The organism is Oryzomicrobium sp. (assembly GCF_036820405.1).
Taxonomy (GTDB): domain Bacteria; phylum Pseudomonadota; class Gammaproteobacteria; order Burkholderiales; family Rhodocyclaceae; genus Oryzomicrobium.
On record NZ_DAISLS010000002.1, the window covers coordinates 112504 to 128511 of the forward strand.

General features: G+C 67.4%; 18 protein-coding genes. 8 read left to right on the forward strand and 10 right to left on the reverse strand.

Annotated features, from left to right (window positions below; genetic code table 11):
- Positions 1-14: 14 nt before the first annotated feature.
- The 8 genes from V7Z98_RS02040 to ilvB form a co-directional block, all read right to left on the reverse strand.
- Positions 15-830, reverse strand: coding sequence for a gamma-glutamyl-gamma-aminobutyrate hydrolase family protein (locus V7Z98_RS02040; RefSeq protein WP_334156808.1), 816 nt, complete (start codon positions 828-830; stop codon positions 15-17).
- Between the two features lie 9 nt (positions 831-839).
- Positions 840-1976, reverse strand: a complete 1137-nt coding sequence (locus tag V7Z98_RS02045) for a YbdK family carboxylate-amine ligase (RefSeq protein ID WP_334156809.1) — start codon at positions 1974-1976, stop codon at positions 840-842.
- A 24-nt stretch (positions 1977-2000) separates the two neighbouring features.
- Positions 2001-3218: a cation:proton antiporter gene (locus tag V7Z98_RS02050; protein WP_334156810.1), complete on the reverse strand. Its 1218-nt coding sequence runs from the start codon at positions 3216-3218 to the stop codon at positions 2001-2003.
- Between the two features lie 345 nt (positions 3219-3563).
- A complete protein-coding gene (pssA, locus tag V7Z98_RS02055) occupies positions 3564-4307 on the reverse strand; it encodes a CDP-diacylglycerol--serine O-phosphatidyltransferase (RefSeq protein ID WP_293259628.1) in 744 nt (247 codons plus the stop codon).
- A 30-nt stretch (positions 4308-4337) separates the two neighbouring features.
- Complete coding sequence (locus V7Z98_RS02060; RefSeq protein ID WP_293259625.1) at positions 4338-4988, reverse strand: phosphatidylserine decarboxylase; 651 nt, start codon at positions 4986-4988, stop codon at positions 4338-4340.
- Between the two features lie 97 nt (positions 4989-5085).
- Complete coding sequence (ilvC, locus tag V7Z98_RS02065) at positions 5086-6102, reverse strand: ketol-acid reductoisomerase (protein WP_293259622.1); 1017 nt, start codon at positions 6100-6102, stop codon at positions 5086-5088.
- A gap of 75 nt (positions 6103-6177) precedes the next feature.
- Positions 6178-6669 carry an acetolactate synthase small subunit gene (gene ilvN, locus V7Z98_RS02070; RefSeq protein ID WP_054621967.1) on the reverse strand — a complete coding sequence of 164 codons (492 nt, stop codon included), beginning with the start codon at positions 6667-6669 and terminating at the stop codon, positions 6178-6180.
- Positions 6670-6679: 10 nt separating this feature from the next.
- Positions 6680-8398: a biosynthetic-type acetolactate synthase large subunit gene (gene ilvB / locus V7Z98_RS02075; RefSeq protein ID WP_293259613.1), complete on the reverse strand. Its 1719-nt coding sequence runs from the start codon at positions 8396-8398 to the stop codon at positions 6680-6682.
- On the opposite strand from ilvB, the gene V7Z98_RS02080 reads away from it, so the two are divergent.
- The 5 genes from V7Z98_RS02080 (at position 8339) to V7Z98_RS02100 (ending at position 10919) form a co-directional block, all read left to right on the forward strand.
- A complete protein-coding gene (locus tag V7Z98_RS02080; protein WP_293260332.1) occupies positions 8339-8491 on the forward strand; it encodes a hypothetical protein in 153 nt (50 codons plus the stop codon). The two genes, ilvB and V7Z98_RS02080, sit on opposite strands and share 60 nt — an antisense overlap.
- A 352-nt stretch (positions 8492-8843) precedes the next feature.
- Positions 8844-9368 carry an RNA polymerase sigma factor gene (locus V7Z98_RS02085; RefSeq protein ID WP_442951798.1) on the forward strand — a complete coding sequence of 175 codons (525 nt, stop codon included), beginning with the start codon at positions 8844-8846 and terminating at the stop codon, positions 9366-9368.
- Entirely contained in the window at positions 9365-9745 is a 381-nt protein-coding gene (locus tag V7Z98_RS02090; RefSeq protein ID WP_293259610.1) for a DUF3619 family protein, read from the forward strand. The genes V7Z98_RS02085 and V7Z98_RS02090 overlap by 4 nt, the downstream gene beginning before the upstream one ends.
- Positions 9712-10470 carry a DUF3106 domain-containing protein gene (locus tag V7Z98_RS02095; RefSeq protein ID WP_334156811.1) on the forward strand — a complete coding sequence of 253 codons (759 nt, stop codon included), beginning with the start codon at positions 9712-9714 and terminating at the stop codon, positions 10468-10470. The genes V7Z98_RS02090 and V7Z98_RS02095 overlap by 34 nt, the downstream gene beginning before the upstream one ends.
- Positions 10467-10919: an RDD family protein gene (locus V7Z98_RS02100; protein WP_334156812.1), complete on the forward strand. Its 453-nt coding sequence runs from the start codon at positions 10467-10469 to the stop codon at positions 10917-10919. The genes V7Z98_RS02095 and V7Z98_RS02100 overlap by 4 nt, the downstream gene beginning before the upstream one ends.
- An 84-nt stretch (positions 10920-11003) precedes the next feature.
- Here V7Z98_RS02100 and lptG read toward each other — a convergent pair whose 3' ends face one another.
- On the reverse strand, positions 11004-12086 hold the full coding sequence (gene lptG / locus V7Z98_RS02105; RefSeq protein WP_334156813.1) for an LPS export ABC transporter permease LptG: 1083 nt from the start codon (positions 12084-12086) through the stop codon (positions 11004-11006).
- Entirely contained in the window at positions 12083-13162 is a 1080-nt protein-coding gene (gene lptF / locus V7Z98_RS02110; RefSeq protein ID WP_293259599.1) for an LPS export ABC transporter permease LptF, read from the reverse strand. Before lptF ends, lptG begins: the two co-directional genes overlap by 4 nt.
- Before the next feature lie 80 nt (positions 13163-13242).
- Between lptF and V7Z98_RS02115 the strand changes: the two genes are divergently transcribed.
- From V7Z98_RS02115 to V7Z98_RS02125, 3 genes are read left to right on the forward strand one after another with little or no spacing between them, the layout of a single operon-like run.
- Positions 13243-14739: a leucyl aminopeptidase gene (locus V7Z98_RS02115; protein WP_334156814.1), complete on the forward strand. Its 1497-nt coding sequence runs from the start codon at positions 13243-13245 to the stop codon at positions 14737-14739.
- A 7-nt stretch (positions 14740-14746) separates the two neighbouring features.
- Positions 14747-15190 carry a DNA polymerase III subunit chi gene (locus tag V7Z98_RS02120; protein ID WP_334156815.1) on the forward strand — a complete coding sequence of 148 codons (444 nt, stop codon included), beginning with the start codon at positions 14747-14749 and terminating at the stop codon, positions 15188-15190.
- A 38-nt stretch (positions 15191-15228) separates the two neighbouring features.
- On the forward strand, positions 15229-15813 hold the full coding sequence (locus V7Z98_RS02125; RefSeq protein WP_334156816.1) for a hypothetical protein: 585 nt from the start codon (positions 15229-15231) through the stop codon (positions 15811-15813).
- Positions 15814-16008: the final 195 nt, after the last annotated feature.

The window sequence follows — 16008 nt, forward strand, 5'->3', positions numbered from 1 at the left end:
CGGGCACCGCCTCCTCAGCCCTTTCCGTCCTCATCCTCCGGCATGGGCATGCCCGCGGCGGCGAGAAAATCGAGCAGGATCGGCCCGCTGTCGAGCAGGTCCGGGGCGCCCATGTGGAATTCCGGGTGCCACTGGAAGCCCGCCACGTAGCCCGCTCCTTTCCAGCGGATCGCCTCGACGATGCCGTCGTCCGGGCAGCGGGCCTCCGCCACCAGGTCGTTGCCCAAGCGGCGGACCGCCTGGTGGTGGATGCTGTTGACCCGCCCGGCCAGCGTGCCGCCGTAGAGGCCGGCCAGGCGCGAGCCGGGTTCGATGGACAGGTCGTGGGCAAGCCGGTCGTAGAGGGCCGAATCCACGTGGGAGCGGGCGCCCGGATGCTGCAAGCCGATGTCCTGGTAGAGGGTGCCGCCCATGGCCACGTTGATCAGCTGGCAGCCGCGGCAGATGCCCAGCACCGGCTTGCCCTGGATGATGAATTCCCAGAGCAGCTCGATCTCGTACAGGTCGCGCACCCGGTCGCCGGGCCACAGGGGCGAGATCGGGTCCTCGCCGTAGCTCAGGGGGCTGACGTCGGTGCCGCCTTGCAGCACCAGCCCGTCCAGGGCCGCCACCACGGCCTTCACCGAGATGCCCCGGCGCTCCAGCCCGCCGCCGGATTCCAGGGTCGGCACCATCAGGGCGATGGCGCCCCGGGACATGATCCAGTGAGCGATCGACTGCTCCAGGTACTGCAAGGTCTTGCCGGGGAAACCCAGCTCCGCCGGCGGCGTGTGCATCAGCCGCGCCGACAGGCCGATGCGCAACGGACGGTCAGGGGCGACGGGGCTCACCGCGTGTCCTCAACCCCAGCGCAGGCACTGCTGGCGCACCATCTCGGGCTGTTGGCCACATCCATCGAACACCCGGCGCAGCCAGGTGGCGTCGTTCTCGCCGGTTTCGGCCATCTGCCGCACCTCCCGGCAGGCCTGTTCGGCCTTGAGCTCCATGGCGTGGTTTTCCAGGGCCGCCAGGGTGGCCAGGATATCGTCGCGCAGGGTGCGGTGCTCGCCGCTCTTGGGGTCCACGAAGGTCCCTTCCAGGCCGAAGCGGCAGGCCTGGAAGCGGTTGAAGGTGTAGACCAAATAGTCGTCCTCGGCGGGGCGGAAGGGCTTTTCGATCATCAGGTAGCGCGCCACGCACTGAATGTAGGCGGCCAACATGGCGGCCCGCTCGATGGACAGGGGCGTGTCCATCACCCGGACTTCGATGGTGCCGTACTCGGGCTTGGGGCGGATGTCCCAGTAGAAGTCCTTCATGCTCGTCACCACCCTGGTCCGGGCCATCTTGGCGAAGAAGGCCGAGAACTCTTCCCAGGTCAGCACGAAGGGCGCCCGGCCGCTCAAGGGGAAGGCGAACACCGAGTTGAGCCGTGCCGACTGGAAGCCCGTGTCGTGCCCCTGGACGAAGGGGGACGAGGCCGACAGGGCGATGAAGTGGGGAATGTAGCGGGACAGTCCGTGGAGCAACACCAGGGCTTCGTCCGGCCCCGGACAGCCGATATGGACGTGCTGGCCGAAGACGGTGAACTGCTTGGCCAGGTAGCCATACAGCTCGGAAATCTGGTGGAAACGCGGCGTGTCGAAGATGCGCCGCTCGCTCCAGTGCTGGTAGGCATGGGTGCCGCCGCCGCACAGGCCCACGTTGAGCTTGCGCGCCGCCGCCTGGAGGGCGTCGCGCAGCCCCCCCAACTCGGCCAGGACCTGGCCGTGGCCGGTGCAGATGCCGGTGGCGATCTCGATCATGCTGGCGGTGATCTCGGGCTTGATGTCGCCCTCAACCCCCTGCTGCTTGAGCACCCGCAACAGGTCGCCGGCGCAGGGCGCCAGGTCGTAGTCGTGGGTGTTCACAATCTGCAATTCCAGCTCCACCCCCAAGGTCAGGGGACGGGACTGGGCGAAGTCGCCCAGGGCGGGTACGGCTTCCGGAATGACGGTCATGGGATTCTCCTTGGCGGCCGCGGCCTAGCGCCGCTCTTCGCCGGCCAGGCGCAGGGACCACTGGGTGGCGATGGGGCCCACCAGCTCCATCACCGCCATGGCGGTGAGCAGGATGGGCGCCAGGTGTGCCCCCAGGTCGGGGTGGCTGACGCGAAAATCCAGGGCCAGGGCCAGGGCCACCGCCGAGAAGGGACTCAGCGCCACTCCCAAGGCCAGGCACTGGCGCAGCCCCAGGCCGCTCGGCCGGGCGAACAGGGCCACACCGATCAGCTTGGCCGCCAGCCGCACCAGGACCACCCCCAGAGCGGCCAGGCCGCCGGCGAAAAAGTCCTGCCAGCGCAGGCTGGCGCCCCCCAGGACGAACAGCAGCAGCACCAGCACGCCCCCGGCGGTGCCGAAGTGGCGGGGCCACAGGCGCGGCCGGGGATCGGCGTTCTTGAGCAGGATGCCGGCCAGCAGCGGCGCCAGCACCGCCGGCAGGCCGAACAGGTGGAGCATGGCGAAGACCAGCAGCAAGAGGCCGAAGAGGATGGCAGCGCCGGGCTCCTCGCTCAGGTCCAGGGCCCGGGTCAGGCGGTGCACGGCCCAGGCCAGCAAGGCGGCCATCAGCACCGAGCCGGAAATCAGGTAGAGGGTGGTGAGCAGGGCCCGCGTGCTTTCCTGGGGCGTGTCCAGGGCCCACCAGCCGGACAGGAACTGCATCGCCAGCACCGCGTAGATGGCGTTCAGCGCCGTCAGCACGTAGAGGCGCTCGGTCACCTGGCCCTGGGAGCGGATCTCGGCGGTGACCTGCATCACCACCGCCGGCGAGGTGGACATGGCGATCAGCCCGGCGGCCACCGCCGCCTGGGGCGGCACCCCGAGCCAGACCAGGCCGGCCTGCACCGCCAGGGCGGTCAGCCCGGCCTCGGCCAGGCTGGTGGCGAGCAGCCAAGGGTTGGCCCACAGCCAGCCCAGGCGCACCCGGTTGCCCAGTTCGAAGAGCAGGATGCCCAGAGCGATGTCGGTGACGATGCGCTGGGCGGAGCTGTCCAGGGGATTGTCCTCGGCCAGTCCGGAGGTGCCCATCAGGATGCCCACCAGGGCATAGCCGGTGATGCGCGGCAGGCGCAGCCAACGAAAGACGAATTCTCCGGCCAGGCCGGCGAAGACCAGGGTCAGGGCGAACAGGATGACCGGGTCGGGCACTTCGGTCCAGGCCAAGGCATCGGCCAGCAGTGGGGGCAGGAACGCGCCGTTCATGGATTCTCCTCCGTGAGCGGTTGCGGAAGCGAACGCTTCCGGCCCCGGGCGGGGCGGTGTTCAGGCGGAAGCCGGCGGGCAGCAGGGTGCTGCGAAGGTACGGGGATTCGCCCCGCGAAGGAACCCGCCGGCAGGCCGGTGGCGGACGGACGGGCCGCCCGCGCCGGCGGCGGGAAAGGCGGTGGCAGCATGACCACCGTAACTACAGAATACACGCCCGGAGGCGCTTTGCCCGCCGCGGCACACGGGCCGGGAAGGCAGCCAGCAACCGGCCGGGGCCGGGTGGGGATCAGGATCCGCGCCGGGACAGGCCGTTAGCCGGCCCCGGCGCGAGGGTGTTGCGGATCAGCGCCGCAGCAGGCGCCAGGCGGCCAGGACGTAACCCGACAGGGCGTAGACCACGAACAGGCCGAACAGCACCCCCGGCGGATAGCTGGAGACCAGGACAAAACCCAGGGCGATGGCGGCGATGACGATGAACGGCACGCTCTTGCGCAGGTTGATGTCCTTGAAGCTGTAGTAGCGGAAGTTGGAAATCATCGTCAGGCCGGCAAAGGCGGTGACCACCAAGGCCACCCAGCGCAGGTCGGCCGCGTCCACGCCGATGTCGATCATCAGCCAGACGAAGCCCGCCACCAGGGCCGCCGCCGCCGGCGAGGGCAGGCCCTGGAAGTAGCGCTTGTCGATCACTTCCAGGGTGGTGTTGAAGCGGGCCAGGCGCAGGGCGGCGCCGACGCAGTAGACGAAGGCGGCGATCCAGCCCCACTTGCCCAGGGGCCGCAGCGCCCACTCGTAGGCCACCAGGGCCGGGGCGACGCCGAACGAGACCATGTCCGAGAGGGAGTCGTACTCGGCGCCGAAGGCGCTCTGGGTACGGGTCAGGCGTGCCACCCGGCCATCCAGGCCGTCGAGCACCATGGCGATGAAGATGGCCATGGACGCCTGCTCGAACTGGCCGTTCATGGCCTGGACGATGGCGTAGAAGCCGGCGAACAGCGCGGCAGTGGTGAAGAGGTTGGGAAGGACGTAAATGCCGCGGCGCTTCAGTTCGGGGTTGAACAGCGTCTTGCGCGGTTTGATTTCAGGCATGGATCTTATTCGGCGGCGGCGACCGGACGGTCAGGCCAGCTCTGCAAGAACGGTGGTGGAAGCATACACTTTTTCGCCGATGACCGCCTTCACCCGGGCATCCAGGGGCAGGTACACGTCCACCCGGGAGCCGAAGCGGATGAAGCCGTAGCGCTCGCCGCGGACCAGGGCCTTGCCGCTGTCCACGTAGTTGAGGATGCGCCGGGCCACCAGGCCGGCCACCTGCACGCAGGTCACGTCCTGGCCGGTCTTGGTGCGGATGTGCAGGGCGCAGCGTTCGTTTTCCACCGAGGCCTTGTCCAGAGCGGCATTGACGAAGGCGCCCGGGTTGTACCACTTGCGCTGCACGTCGCCATCCACCGGGCTGCGGTTGGAATGGACGTTGAAGACGTTCATGAACACGGAAACCTTGAGGGCCTCCCGGTTCAGGTAGGGGTCCTGGACCCGTTCCACCGCCACGATGCGGCCGTCGGCCGGCGCCACCACGGTCTTGCTGTTGTCGCCGCCGGCGATGACGCGGGCGGGATCGCGGAAGAACTGGAGGACGAAGAGCGACAGGATCCACAGCGGGATCGCCCAGGCAAACCCGGCGTAGGCCGTGGCCACCGCGGAGATGACGACGATGCCGGCAAGGAAGGGCCAGCCTTCGCGGGCGATGATGGGGTGGGGGTAGTTGTTCATTGCAATATCCACAAAAACGAATTGGGCGGGTCGCTGCCGACGCCGCCCAAGGCAAGGGCGCCGCCGGGGATGTCCCTGGCGGCGCGATGCCCATCGATCAGTTCTTGGACTGGTCGACGAGCTTGTTCTTCTTGATCCAGGGCATCATGTCGCGCAGCTTTTCGCCGACCTGCTCGATGGGATGCTCGGCGGTCAGGCGGCGGCGGGCGGTCATGCTCGGGTAGCCGGTCTTGCCTTCCAGGATGAACATCTTGGCATATTCGCCAGTCTGGATGCGCTTGAGGGCTTCGCGCATGGCGTAGCGGGACTCTTCGTTGATGACCTCGGGGCCGGTCACGTACTCGCCATACTCCGCGTTGTTGGAGATGGAGTAGTTCATGTTGGCGATGCCGCCTTCGTACATCAGGTCCACGATCAGCTTCAGCTCGTGCAGGCACTCGAAGTAGGCCATTTCGGGAGCGTAGCCGGCTTCGGTCAGGGTCTCGAAGCCCATCTTGACCAGTTCCACGGCGCCGCCACAGAGCACGGCCTGCTCACCGAACAGGTCGGTTTCGGTTTCTTCGCGGAAGTTGGTCTCGATCACGCCACCCTTGGTGCCGCCGTTGGCAGCGGCGTAGGACAGGGCGATGTCCTTGGCCTTCTTGGAGACGTCCTGGTAGACGGCGATCAGGGACGGCACGCCGCCGCCCTTGAGGTACTCGGAGCGCACGGTATGGCCCGGGCCCTTGGGGGCGATCATGATCACGTCCAGGTCGGCGCGGGGCACGACCTGGTTGTAGTGCACGTTGAAGCCGTGGGCGAAGGCCAGGGCGGCGCCCTTCTTGATGTTCGGCTCGACTTCGCCGTAATACACGGCGGGGATGTTCTCGTCCGGCAGGAGGATCATGACCACGTCGGCGCCCTTGACGGCCTTGGCGATCTCTTCGACCTTGAGGCCAGCCTTCTCGGCCTTGGCCCAGGAGGCGCCGCCCTTGCGCAGGCCGACGGTGACCTTGACGCCAGAATCCTTCAGGTTCTGGGCGTGGGCGTGGCCCTGGGAACCGTAACCCACGATGGTGACCTTCTTGCCCTTGATCAGGGAAAGGTCGGCGTCCTTGTCGTAATAGACTTTCATATCAACCCCTTGGCGAGATGAAGGCCAGCCTTGCGGCTGGCGGGAGATTAGCTGGAAAAAACAGAAACAGCGAAATCAGACCTTCAGAATCCGGTCGCCGCGGCCGATGCCGCAGACGCCGGTGCGTACCGTCTCGAGAATGAGGCCGTGGTCGAGGGCCTCGATGAAGGCGTCGAGCTTGGAGCTCGCCCCCGTCAGTTCGATGACGTAGGTGGATTCGGTGACGTCGATGATACGGCCGCGGAAAATGTCCGCCATCCGCTTCATTTCCTCGCGGTCCTTGCCGGTGGCCCGGACCTTGATGAGCATCAGCTCGCGCTCGATATGCGCGGCCTCGGACAGATCCACCACTTTCACCACGTCCACCAGCTTGTTGAGCTGCTTGGTGATCTGTTCGAGCACGTCGTCCGAACCGGACGTGACGATGGTCATGCGCGACAGGGACGGATCTTCCGTCGGCGCCACCGTCAGGGATTCGATGTTGTAGGCCCGGGCAGAGAACAGCCCGGCCACCCGGGACAGGGCCCCGGCTTCGTTTTCCAGCAGAATGGAAATGATGTGTCGCATGGGGTTCCCCTTACAGGTCCTCGGCCAGGATCATTTCCGACAGGCCCTTGCCCGCGGCGATCATGGGGAACACGTTGGCGGTCTGGTCGGTAAGCACGTCGAGGAAGACGAAGTCGTTCTTGTGCTTGTCGGAGAAAGCCAGCTCCATGGCCGGCATCAGGTCTTCCGGCCGCTCGACACGCAGGCCGACGTGGCCATAGGCCTCAGCCAGCTTGACGAAGTCGGGCAGAGAATCCATGTAGGACTCAGAGTAGCGGCTGCCGTGGAACATCTCCTGCCACTGGCGGACCATGCCCAGGTAGCGGTTGTTGAGGTTCACCACCTTGATCGGCAGGCGGAACTGCTTGCAGGTGGACAGCTCCTGGATATTCATCTGGATCGAGGCTTCGCCGGTGACGCAGGCAACCGTGGCGCCTGGGTGGGCGAAGGAGACGCCCATGGCGTAGGGCAGGCCCACACCCATGGTGCCCAGGCCGCCGGAGTTGATCCAGCGCCGCGGCTTGTCGAATTTGTAGTACTGGGCCGCCCACATCTGGTGCTGGCCCACGTCGGAGGTGACAAAGGCGTCGCCGCCGGTGACCTGGTGCAGGGCCTGGATCACCGACTGGGGCATGATCGCCGGGCCGTTGGCCTTGTAGCTCATGCAATCCCGGGCGCGCCACTCGGCGATGGTCTTCCACCACTCGGCCACGGCGGGATCGGCCTTGGCCCCGGCCTTGTCCTGCTCGTCGAGGATCTTGACCAGTTCGTCGAGCACGTCCGGCACGTTGCCGACGATGGGCACGTCCACCTTGACCCGCTTGGAGATCGACGAGGGGTCGATGTCGATGTGCACGATCTTGCGCGGCACCTGGGAGAAATGGCCCGGATTGCCGATCACCCGGTCGTCGAAGCGGGCGCCCACGGCGAGCAGCACGTCGCAGTGCTGCATGGCCATGTTGGCCTCGTAGGTGCCGTGCATGCCGAGCATGCCCAGGTTCTGGGCGTCGGAGGCCGGGAAGGAGCCCAGCCCCATCAGGGTCTGGGTCACCGGGAAACCGAGGCGCTTGGCCAGGGCGGTGAGCTTGGTCGCGGCGTCGGACAGGATCACCCCGCCGCCCACGTAGATCATCGGCCGCTTGGCTTCGAGCAGCAGCTGGGCGGCCTTGCGAATCTGGCCCAGGTGCCCCTTGACGATGGGGTTGTAGGAGCGCATCTGCACCGTCTTCGGGTATTCGAAGTCGGCGCTCTGGGCGGAGATGTCCTTGGGAATGTCCACCAGCACCGGGCCGGGTCGGCCGGTGCGGGCCAGATAGAAGGCCTTCTTGATGGTGTCGGCGATGTCGCGCACGTCCTTCACCAGGAAGTTGTGCTTGACGCAGGGCCGGGTGATACCGACGGTGTCCACTTCCTGGAAGGCGTCCAGGCCGATGGCGGCGGTAGGCACCTGGCCGGAAATGATCACCAGGGGAATCGAATCCATGTAGGCGGTGGCGATGCCGGTCACCGCGTTGGTCGCGCCGGGGCCCGAAGTCACCAGGGCCACGCCGACCTTCTGGGAACAGCGGGAATAGGCATCGGCGGCATGGACCGCCGCCTGTTCGTGACGCACCAGGATGTGCTTGACCTGATCCTGCTGAAAGAGTGCGTCGTAGAGGTGGAGCACCGCGCCGCCAGGGTAGCCGAACACATGCTCGACCTTTTCTTCCTGGAGGCACCTGATTACAATTTCCGCGCCGGTGATGTGCATTGCAGTGGCCCTGAGTGCCTGTTGCCTGTGTTTTGTTCGCCGCGCGCCGCCGGGAGCGTCATCCGCACCCACGCCGCGCACGGCCTGGCCTGAAGCCGGAAAGCGCCTAGGGGCGCAGGTTTCCCGGCCGCCGCCCGGATCGCCGCCGCGCCAATGCGCGACGCGTTCCGAAGCGTCAGGAACGGGCCTCCGGCGCACGGCTGGCAAGCCCGGTCCGCGCAGATTCCCGCTTCGCCCGCATCCGGCGCAAATGCGCTCGGCAAGGGCGGAAAAGTCCGCTAAATTACTGACTCCCCCGCGATTGGTCAAGGCTTACGGGGGGCCGAAAAACACTGCCCGGCAGCCGCCGGATGCCCCCTTCGCCGCCCCCGCCCCACCCCCACCGCCCGCAATCCCGAGGTACATTCTGGCCACCCCACAGGAACTGTCCGACTTTCTCGCATCGGTGGAGCGGCGCGCCTTCAAGCAGGCCATCTTCACCACGCAGAACGAGGAGACCTCCCTCGACCTCGTCCAGGACGCCATGCTCAAGCTGGCCGAAAGCTATGGCGACCGCCCCGCCGAAGAGCTGCCCATGCTCTTCCAGCGCATCCTGCAGAACGCCATCCGCGACTATTTCCGCCGCAGCAAGGTGCGCAGCACCTGGACCACCCTACTCTCCTCCCTTGCCCCGGACGACGACGAAACCGCCGACCCCCTGGAAATCATCGGCGGCAACGACGGCGCCAGCAACCTGGAGACCCCGGAAACCCGCTTCACGCAAGGACAGATCATCGCCATCATCGAAAGCGAACTCGCCAAGCTGCCGCCACGTCAACGGGAAGCCTTCCTCATGCGTTACTGGGAGGAGTTGGATGTTGCCGAAACCGCTGCCGCCATGGGCTGCTCCGAAGGAAGCGTGAAAACCCACTGTTCCCGTGCCACCCACACCCTGGCGGCGGCACTCAAGGCCAAAGGAATTTCCCTATGAACGAAACGCAATTCGCCCGCAGCGTCGCCCTGACGCTGGACGCCGGGCTGCGTCAGCTCGATTCGAGCACCTCGGCCCGCCTGAGCGCTGCCCGCCACCAGGCCCTGGCCCGCCAGAAGCGGGTCACCGTCCGCGTGGGCCGCTTTGCCGGCCTGGCCGGCGTGTTCCACGACAGCCGGGCCCACCTCACCCCCTGGCTGGCGGCGGTGGTGCTTCTGCTCGTCCTGGCCACCGGCTTCTACTGGCAGGCGCAGAATTCCCTGAGCGACCTGGAAGACGTGGATAGCGCCCTGCTGTCCGCCGACCTGCCCGTGAACGCCTACCTCGACAAAGGCTTCGACGCATGGCTCCACGGCAGCAGCGCAAGCGAGCAGTAATCGTCGGCGCCTGTATCGCCGCCGGCGTGGCCGGCCTGGCGGTATGGGGCAGCCGCCACCGGGAAGCACCGGCCCCGATGCCGGCTTCCGGCGTGCCCACTGTGGTCAACGCCTCCCCGGCGGCGCGCGTCGTCACGCCCAGCCAGCCCGACTGGGCCCACCTGAGCGCCGCGCAGCACCGCATCCTGGCCCCCCTCGCCAACGAGTGGGACAAGATGGACAACGTGCGGCGCAAGAAATGGCTGGGCATCGCCGAGCGCTACAGCCGCCTGCCGGCCGAAGAACAGGAGCGCATCCAGGCCCGCATGCGCGCCTGGGTTGAACTGACGCCCCAGGAGCGGCGCGACGCCCGCAGCAAGTTCGCCACCCTGAGCCGCCTGCCGCCGGAAAAGCGGGAAGCGATGCTGCAAAAATGGCAGGAATACGAAAACCTGCCCGAAGAGGAACGGGAGCGCCTGACCCAGGCCGCCAAGGCCAAGCAGGCCAACGCCGCCAAGAGCAATTCCGCCCTGCCGCGGCGCCCCGGCAGCCCGGGGGCAACCACGCCGCCGCGCATTGCCGTCCCCGCCCCCGCGGCCGGGACCAGCACGGCAGCGGCAACGCCCCCCACCGTCCCCGCCAATCCCGAAGCGCCGGCACAACAGCAACCCGCCTCCAACTCCCCCGCGGCCCAGGAAGGTTCGATAAAATCCTTGTGGAACCAACTTTCCCCGCCCACCCCTTGACCACCCCCGACCGCCCCGCCCCCACCTCTGCACCCCGTCATCCAGCAGCCCCCCTCTCCCGCCGGCTGCTGGCCATGGTCTACGAAAGCCTGCTGCTGGCAGGCGTCATCGCCGTCGGCTTCCTCACCCCCCACCTGCTGATCGGCGCCCTGCTGCACCGGCTGGCCAGCCCAGGCATCCTCTGGACCCATCTGTTCCTGCTACTGGCCCTCTACTTCCTGTGGTTCTGGCTGCACGGCGGCCAGACCCTGGCCATGAAGACCTGGCGCTTGCGCCTGGAGGACGCCCGGGGCCGCCCGGTGACCCCGTTCCAGGGCATGATCCGCTACCTGGTCGCCTGGCCCAGCACCCTGCTTGGCGTCGGCCTGCTCTGGAGCCTGTTCGACCGGGACCGGCAATTCCTCCACGATCGCCTGGCCGGCACCCGGATCGTTGCCCTGCCGCGCTAAATCCAAGACACCGCAAGACACTGCCCATGAAAAAAGCGCCCATCAGGGCGCTTTTTTCATGGATTCGACCCTAGCGAAGCGCAGCTAGCGCCGCTCCACCCACCACAACATGGCGCCGGCAGCGAACATGAACAGGATCGTCGGCGCGAAGGCGCTGGCCAGGGGCGGCCAGCTGTTGATCACTCCCAGGCTGGAGAACAGGCCGTTGAGCATGTGGAAGAACACGCCGAGCATGACGCCGCCGAAGAGCTTGAGTGCCACACCGCTGACCCGGCTGTGGGTGTAGCCGAAGGGCAGCGCCAGGGCGACCATCACCAGCGAGGCGAAAGGGTAGGCCAGCTTCTTCCACAGCGCGATCTCGTAGGCGTCGGTGCGCAGCTTGTTTTCTGCCTGGTGGCGGATGTAGGTCACCAGGCTGAGCACCGACATGCGGTCCGGGTCCACCAGCAGGACGGTGAGGATTTCCGGCGAGAGGGCCGAACGCCAGAAAAGCTCGGGACGCTTGTCCACCGTTGCTCGCTCGCCCTCGAAGCGGGTGCTGACGACCTGGTCGAGGCGCCAGTTGCCGTCCGGATTGCCACCGTCCAGGTAGGTACCGGTCTCGGCATCGCTCACCGCCACCAGGCGCAATTCGGGGTCGAACTGATAGATGCGCACGCCGCGCAGCTCGCCATCCGGCATCACCTGCTTGACGTTCACGAAATTGGGACCGTCCTTGACCCACAGGCCGGAACGGAAATCCTGGGCCACCACGCCGCTGATCGCCTTGACCCGCAGGGTCTTGGCCGCCTGTTCCGAGGCGGGAGCGACGACTTCGCCGATGAGGAAGGCCGCCAGGGCGAACCAGGCCGCCGCACGGAACAGCACCACCAGCAGGCGCCAGGTGGACAGGCCCGAGGCCCGCAGCACGGTGATCTCGGAATGGCGCGCCAGGGTGGACAGGGCGTAGAGGGTGCCGATCAGCACCGCCACCGGCATCAGTTCATAGATGCGCCCCGGCAGGATCAGCAGGGTGTAGAACACCGCCTGGGTCAGCCGGTAGCTGCCCTTGCCCACGTCGCGCAGCTCGCCGAGCAGGTCGAAGAAGCCGAACAGGGCGATGAACCCGGCCAGGATCAGGAGGCTGGCCGCGACCACCTCGCGCTGGATGTGACGACGGTGGATCATGACCGGAAGCGCAGCAAGGGTTTGACCGCGATGCGGCGGTAGAACAGAACCGGAATGAACAGGGCCATGCCGCCGTGGAGCGCCAGCAGCGCCGGGAACAGACCGATCTTGCCCTGCCCCACCCAGGCCTGAACGATGGAGTTCAGGTTGAGATAGATGGCGAAGGTGAGCAGCGCCAGGAGCATGTTGGCCGAGCGCCCGGCCCGGGGATTGACGTAGCCCAGAGGCACGGCCAGGAACGCCAGCACCAGCATCGACAGGGGCTGGGACAGGCGCCAGAACAGCTCGGCATCGTTGTCCTTGCCGCGCTGGCGCACCAGATCGGTGATGAAGGCCCGCGACGGGGTCTGCTCCACCCCCCGGGACTCGCGAGTCTCGATGCGCACCGCGTAGCGCTGGAAGTCCAGCACCCGGGCGTCGGCGGCGCCGGGCTCCACGTCGTAGCGCCGGCCGTTCTCCAGGACCACGAAGCGGTCGCCGTTGGGGGCGTATTCCTGATGCCCCTGGCGAGCCACCATCACCCCCTGGCGGCCGTGCTGCAAGGAGGCGACGAATACCTGGCCGATGTTCGCCTCGTTCTCGCCCAGGGATTCGACGAAGACCACCGTGCTGCCGGAACGGATTTCATGGAAGGCGCCGGGCGAGACCTGCTCCGCCTCCTGACGGTCGGACACCTTCTGCCGGTAGTCGGCGCTCTGGGTCAAGGACCAGGGGGTGAGGAAGAGGGCGGTGATCGCCACCAGCACCACCAGGGGAAAGATGAACAAGGCCACCGGCCGAATCCAGCCGGCCAAGGAATGACCGGAGGAAAACCACACCACCATCTCGGAATCGCGATAACTACGCGAAACCGCCATCAAGATGGCGATGAAGACCGTCAGCGACAGGAGGACATGCAGATAGGACAGGGCGCCGAAGCCCATCAGCGCCGCCACTGCGGAAGGCGCAATCTTGCCTCCCGCCGCCTGGCCGAGCAGGCGGATCAACTGGGTGGTGATGAGAATCGCGAACAGCGCCACGAAAATGGCTGCCGCGTTCTGACCGAACTCACGCCGGGCGGCGCGCGCGAACACCATGCTTTGACTTTTGCGGAAAAAGGTGGCGATAATGAAATTTTCGCCGAATTTGTGAAAATTCGCCCCGTAAGGAGCAGGTCATGGAATTTAGCATAAAAAGCGGCAGCCCGGAAAAACAGCGCAGCGCCTGTGTGGTGGTCGGTGTTTTTGAACCCCGCAAGCTGACGCTTCCTGCCGAACTCATTGACAATGCGGCCCGCGGCTACCTGTCGGACATCATCCGGCGGGGCGACATGGAAGGAAAGCTCGGCTCCACCCTGCTGCTGCACAACGTTCCCGGCACCCTGTGCGACCGGGTCCTGCTGGTCGGCCTGGGCAAGGAAAAGGAATTCCGCGAGAAGGAATACTGCTCGGCCCTGCGCGCCGCCGTCAAAACCCTCAACGAGACGGGTTCCTTCGACGGGGTGGTGTTCCTCACCGAAACCGGCGTCAAGCGCCGCGACGTGGGCTGGCGCATCCGCCAGGCCGCCCTGGTGGCCCAGGAAACCGTCTACCGCTTCGACCGCTTCAAGAGCAAGAAGGACGAGGTCCGCCGCCCCCTGCGCAAGCTCACCTTCGCCGTGGAGCGGCGCAACGAACTGGCCCCCGCCGAGGAAGCCCTGGCCCAGGGCCTGGCCATCGCCGACGGCGTGTCCTTCGCCAAGAACCTGGGCAACCTGCCCGGCAACGTGTGCACCCCCACCTACCTGGCCGAACAGGCCCTGGAAATGAGCAAGGACCTGGGCCTGGAATGTCAGGTGCTGGAACGGGCCGACCTGGAGACCCTGGGCATGGGCGCCCTCCTCTCCGTGGCCCGGGGCAGCCACCAGCCGCCCAAGTTCATCGTCCTGCAGCACAAGGGCGCCGACGCCAGCCAGAAACCCGTGGTGCTGGTCGGCAAGGGCATCACCTTCGACACCGGGGGCATCTCGCTCAAGCCTGCCCCCGAGATGGACGAGATGAAGTACGACATGTGCGGCGCCGCCAGCGTGCTCGGCACCATCCGCGCCGCCGCCATGATGAAGCTGCCCATCAATCTGGTGACCCTGGTGCCGGCCAGCGAGAACATGCCCGGCGGCGCCGCCAGCAAGCCTGGCGACATCGTCACTTCCCTGTCCGGCCAGACCGTCGAAATCCTCAACACCGACGCCGAGGGGCGCCTGGTGCTGTGCGACGCCCTGACCTACGCCGAGCGCTTCGAGCCCGAGGTGGTGGTGGACGTGGCCACCCTCACCGGCGCCTGCGTGATCGCCCTGGGCCACGTCGCCAGCGGCCTGTTCGCCAACAACGAGACCCTGGCCCGGGAACTGCTCACCTCCGGCGAGGAAGCCTTCGACCGGGCCTGGCACATGCCCCTGTGGGACGACTACCAGGAACAACTGAAGAGCCCCTTCGCCGACATGGCCAACATCGGCGGCCGCGCCGCCGGCTCGATCACCGCCGCCTGCTTCCTGTCCCGCTTCACCAAGAAGTACGACTGGGCCCACCTGGACATCGCCGGCACCGCCTGGAAATCCGGCGCCGACAAGGGCGCCACCGGCCGCCCGGTGCCCCTGCTCGCCCACTTCCTGCTCAAGCGGGCCGGCAAGATCGACTGAGCCCGCCATGGTCACGCCCCGGGTGGATTTCTACCACAACGTCCCGGACCGCCTACTGGTGGCGGTGAAGCTCGCCCACAAGAGCTTCGCCAGCCGCCAGCCGCTGGTGGTGGTGGCCCCGGACGAGCGGATCGCCCAGGCCTTCGACCGGCAGCTATGGTCCCTGCCGGCCCTGTCCTTCACCCCCCACTGCCGGGCCGACTCCCCCCTGGCCGGCGAAACCCCGGTCCTGATCGCCCGCCACCTGGACGAGCTGCCTCCCGGCCTCGGCACGCCGCTGCTGCTCAACCTGGGCGCCGCGGTACCCGAGGGCTACGAGCGCTTCGAGCGCATCCTCGAGATCATCGGCCAGGACGAGGCCGAACGGCTGCCCGGCCGGGAACGGGTCGGCCACTACAAGCAGGCCGGCTGCTCGGTAAGCTTCCACGACCTGGGGCAACGGGCCCACTGACGGCCGGCACGCCCTTCCCCCGCACCCGAGCCCTGACCGTGACCTCCTTCCCTTCCCCGCCCGGCGGCGGCGACGACAACGCCCCCAAGCGGCGCCGCTTCGTCGCCATCGCTCCCGTGGCCCCGCCCGTGGAAGCCGCCAACGAGCCCCAGGCGGCCGCCAACGACGACGAAGACTTCCCCCTGCTGACCGAGGTGGTGAACGTCGCCGCGGCCGAACCTGCGCCCGAATCCGACACGACGGCAGCGACGGAACCGCCCGCACCTCTCCTAGCTCTGCCGGCCGAAGATTCCACGCTGCCTGCCCAGCCCACACCCGAGGTTCGCGCTTCCCTCCTGGAAACGCTGCCACCTTTCGTGGCCGCGGGCGCCCCGCCCCGTCCTACCGGCAGCGAGGAAGGCCCGCCTGTCTCCCTGGTCACCCCCCTGTCCGCCGACCTGGCCCGGGCCCTGGAAGCCCGCCTCACCGCCGCCCTGCCCGACATCGTCGCCGAGGCCCAGGAGGCCGCCCAGGCCGTGCTGCGCCAGCGCATCGAAGCCGCCACCCAGGCGGCCATCGAAGGCGCCCTGGCCGACCTGCTCCACGCCACCCCGCCCCTGCCCGACGGGGACCATCCGGCCTGAATCGTGGCCTGAGCCACCGCCTCCTTCACGGCGCGACACCCAGCCTGAATCGCGGCAAGCCGCCCCCACGGCACACCGCCGGGAGGGCCGGCTCCGGTCGGGTATAATTTCCGGTTTTCCGCCAGCGCCCGGCCTGCCTTTCCGCACTCCGCCGCCGGGCCGGCCTTCTATCGATCCATCGATCCGGATGCGCCC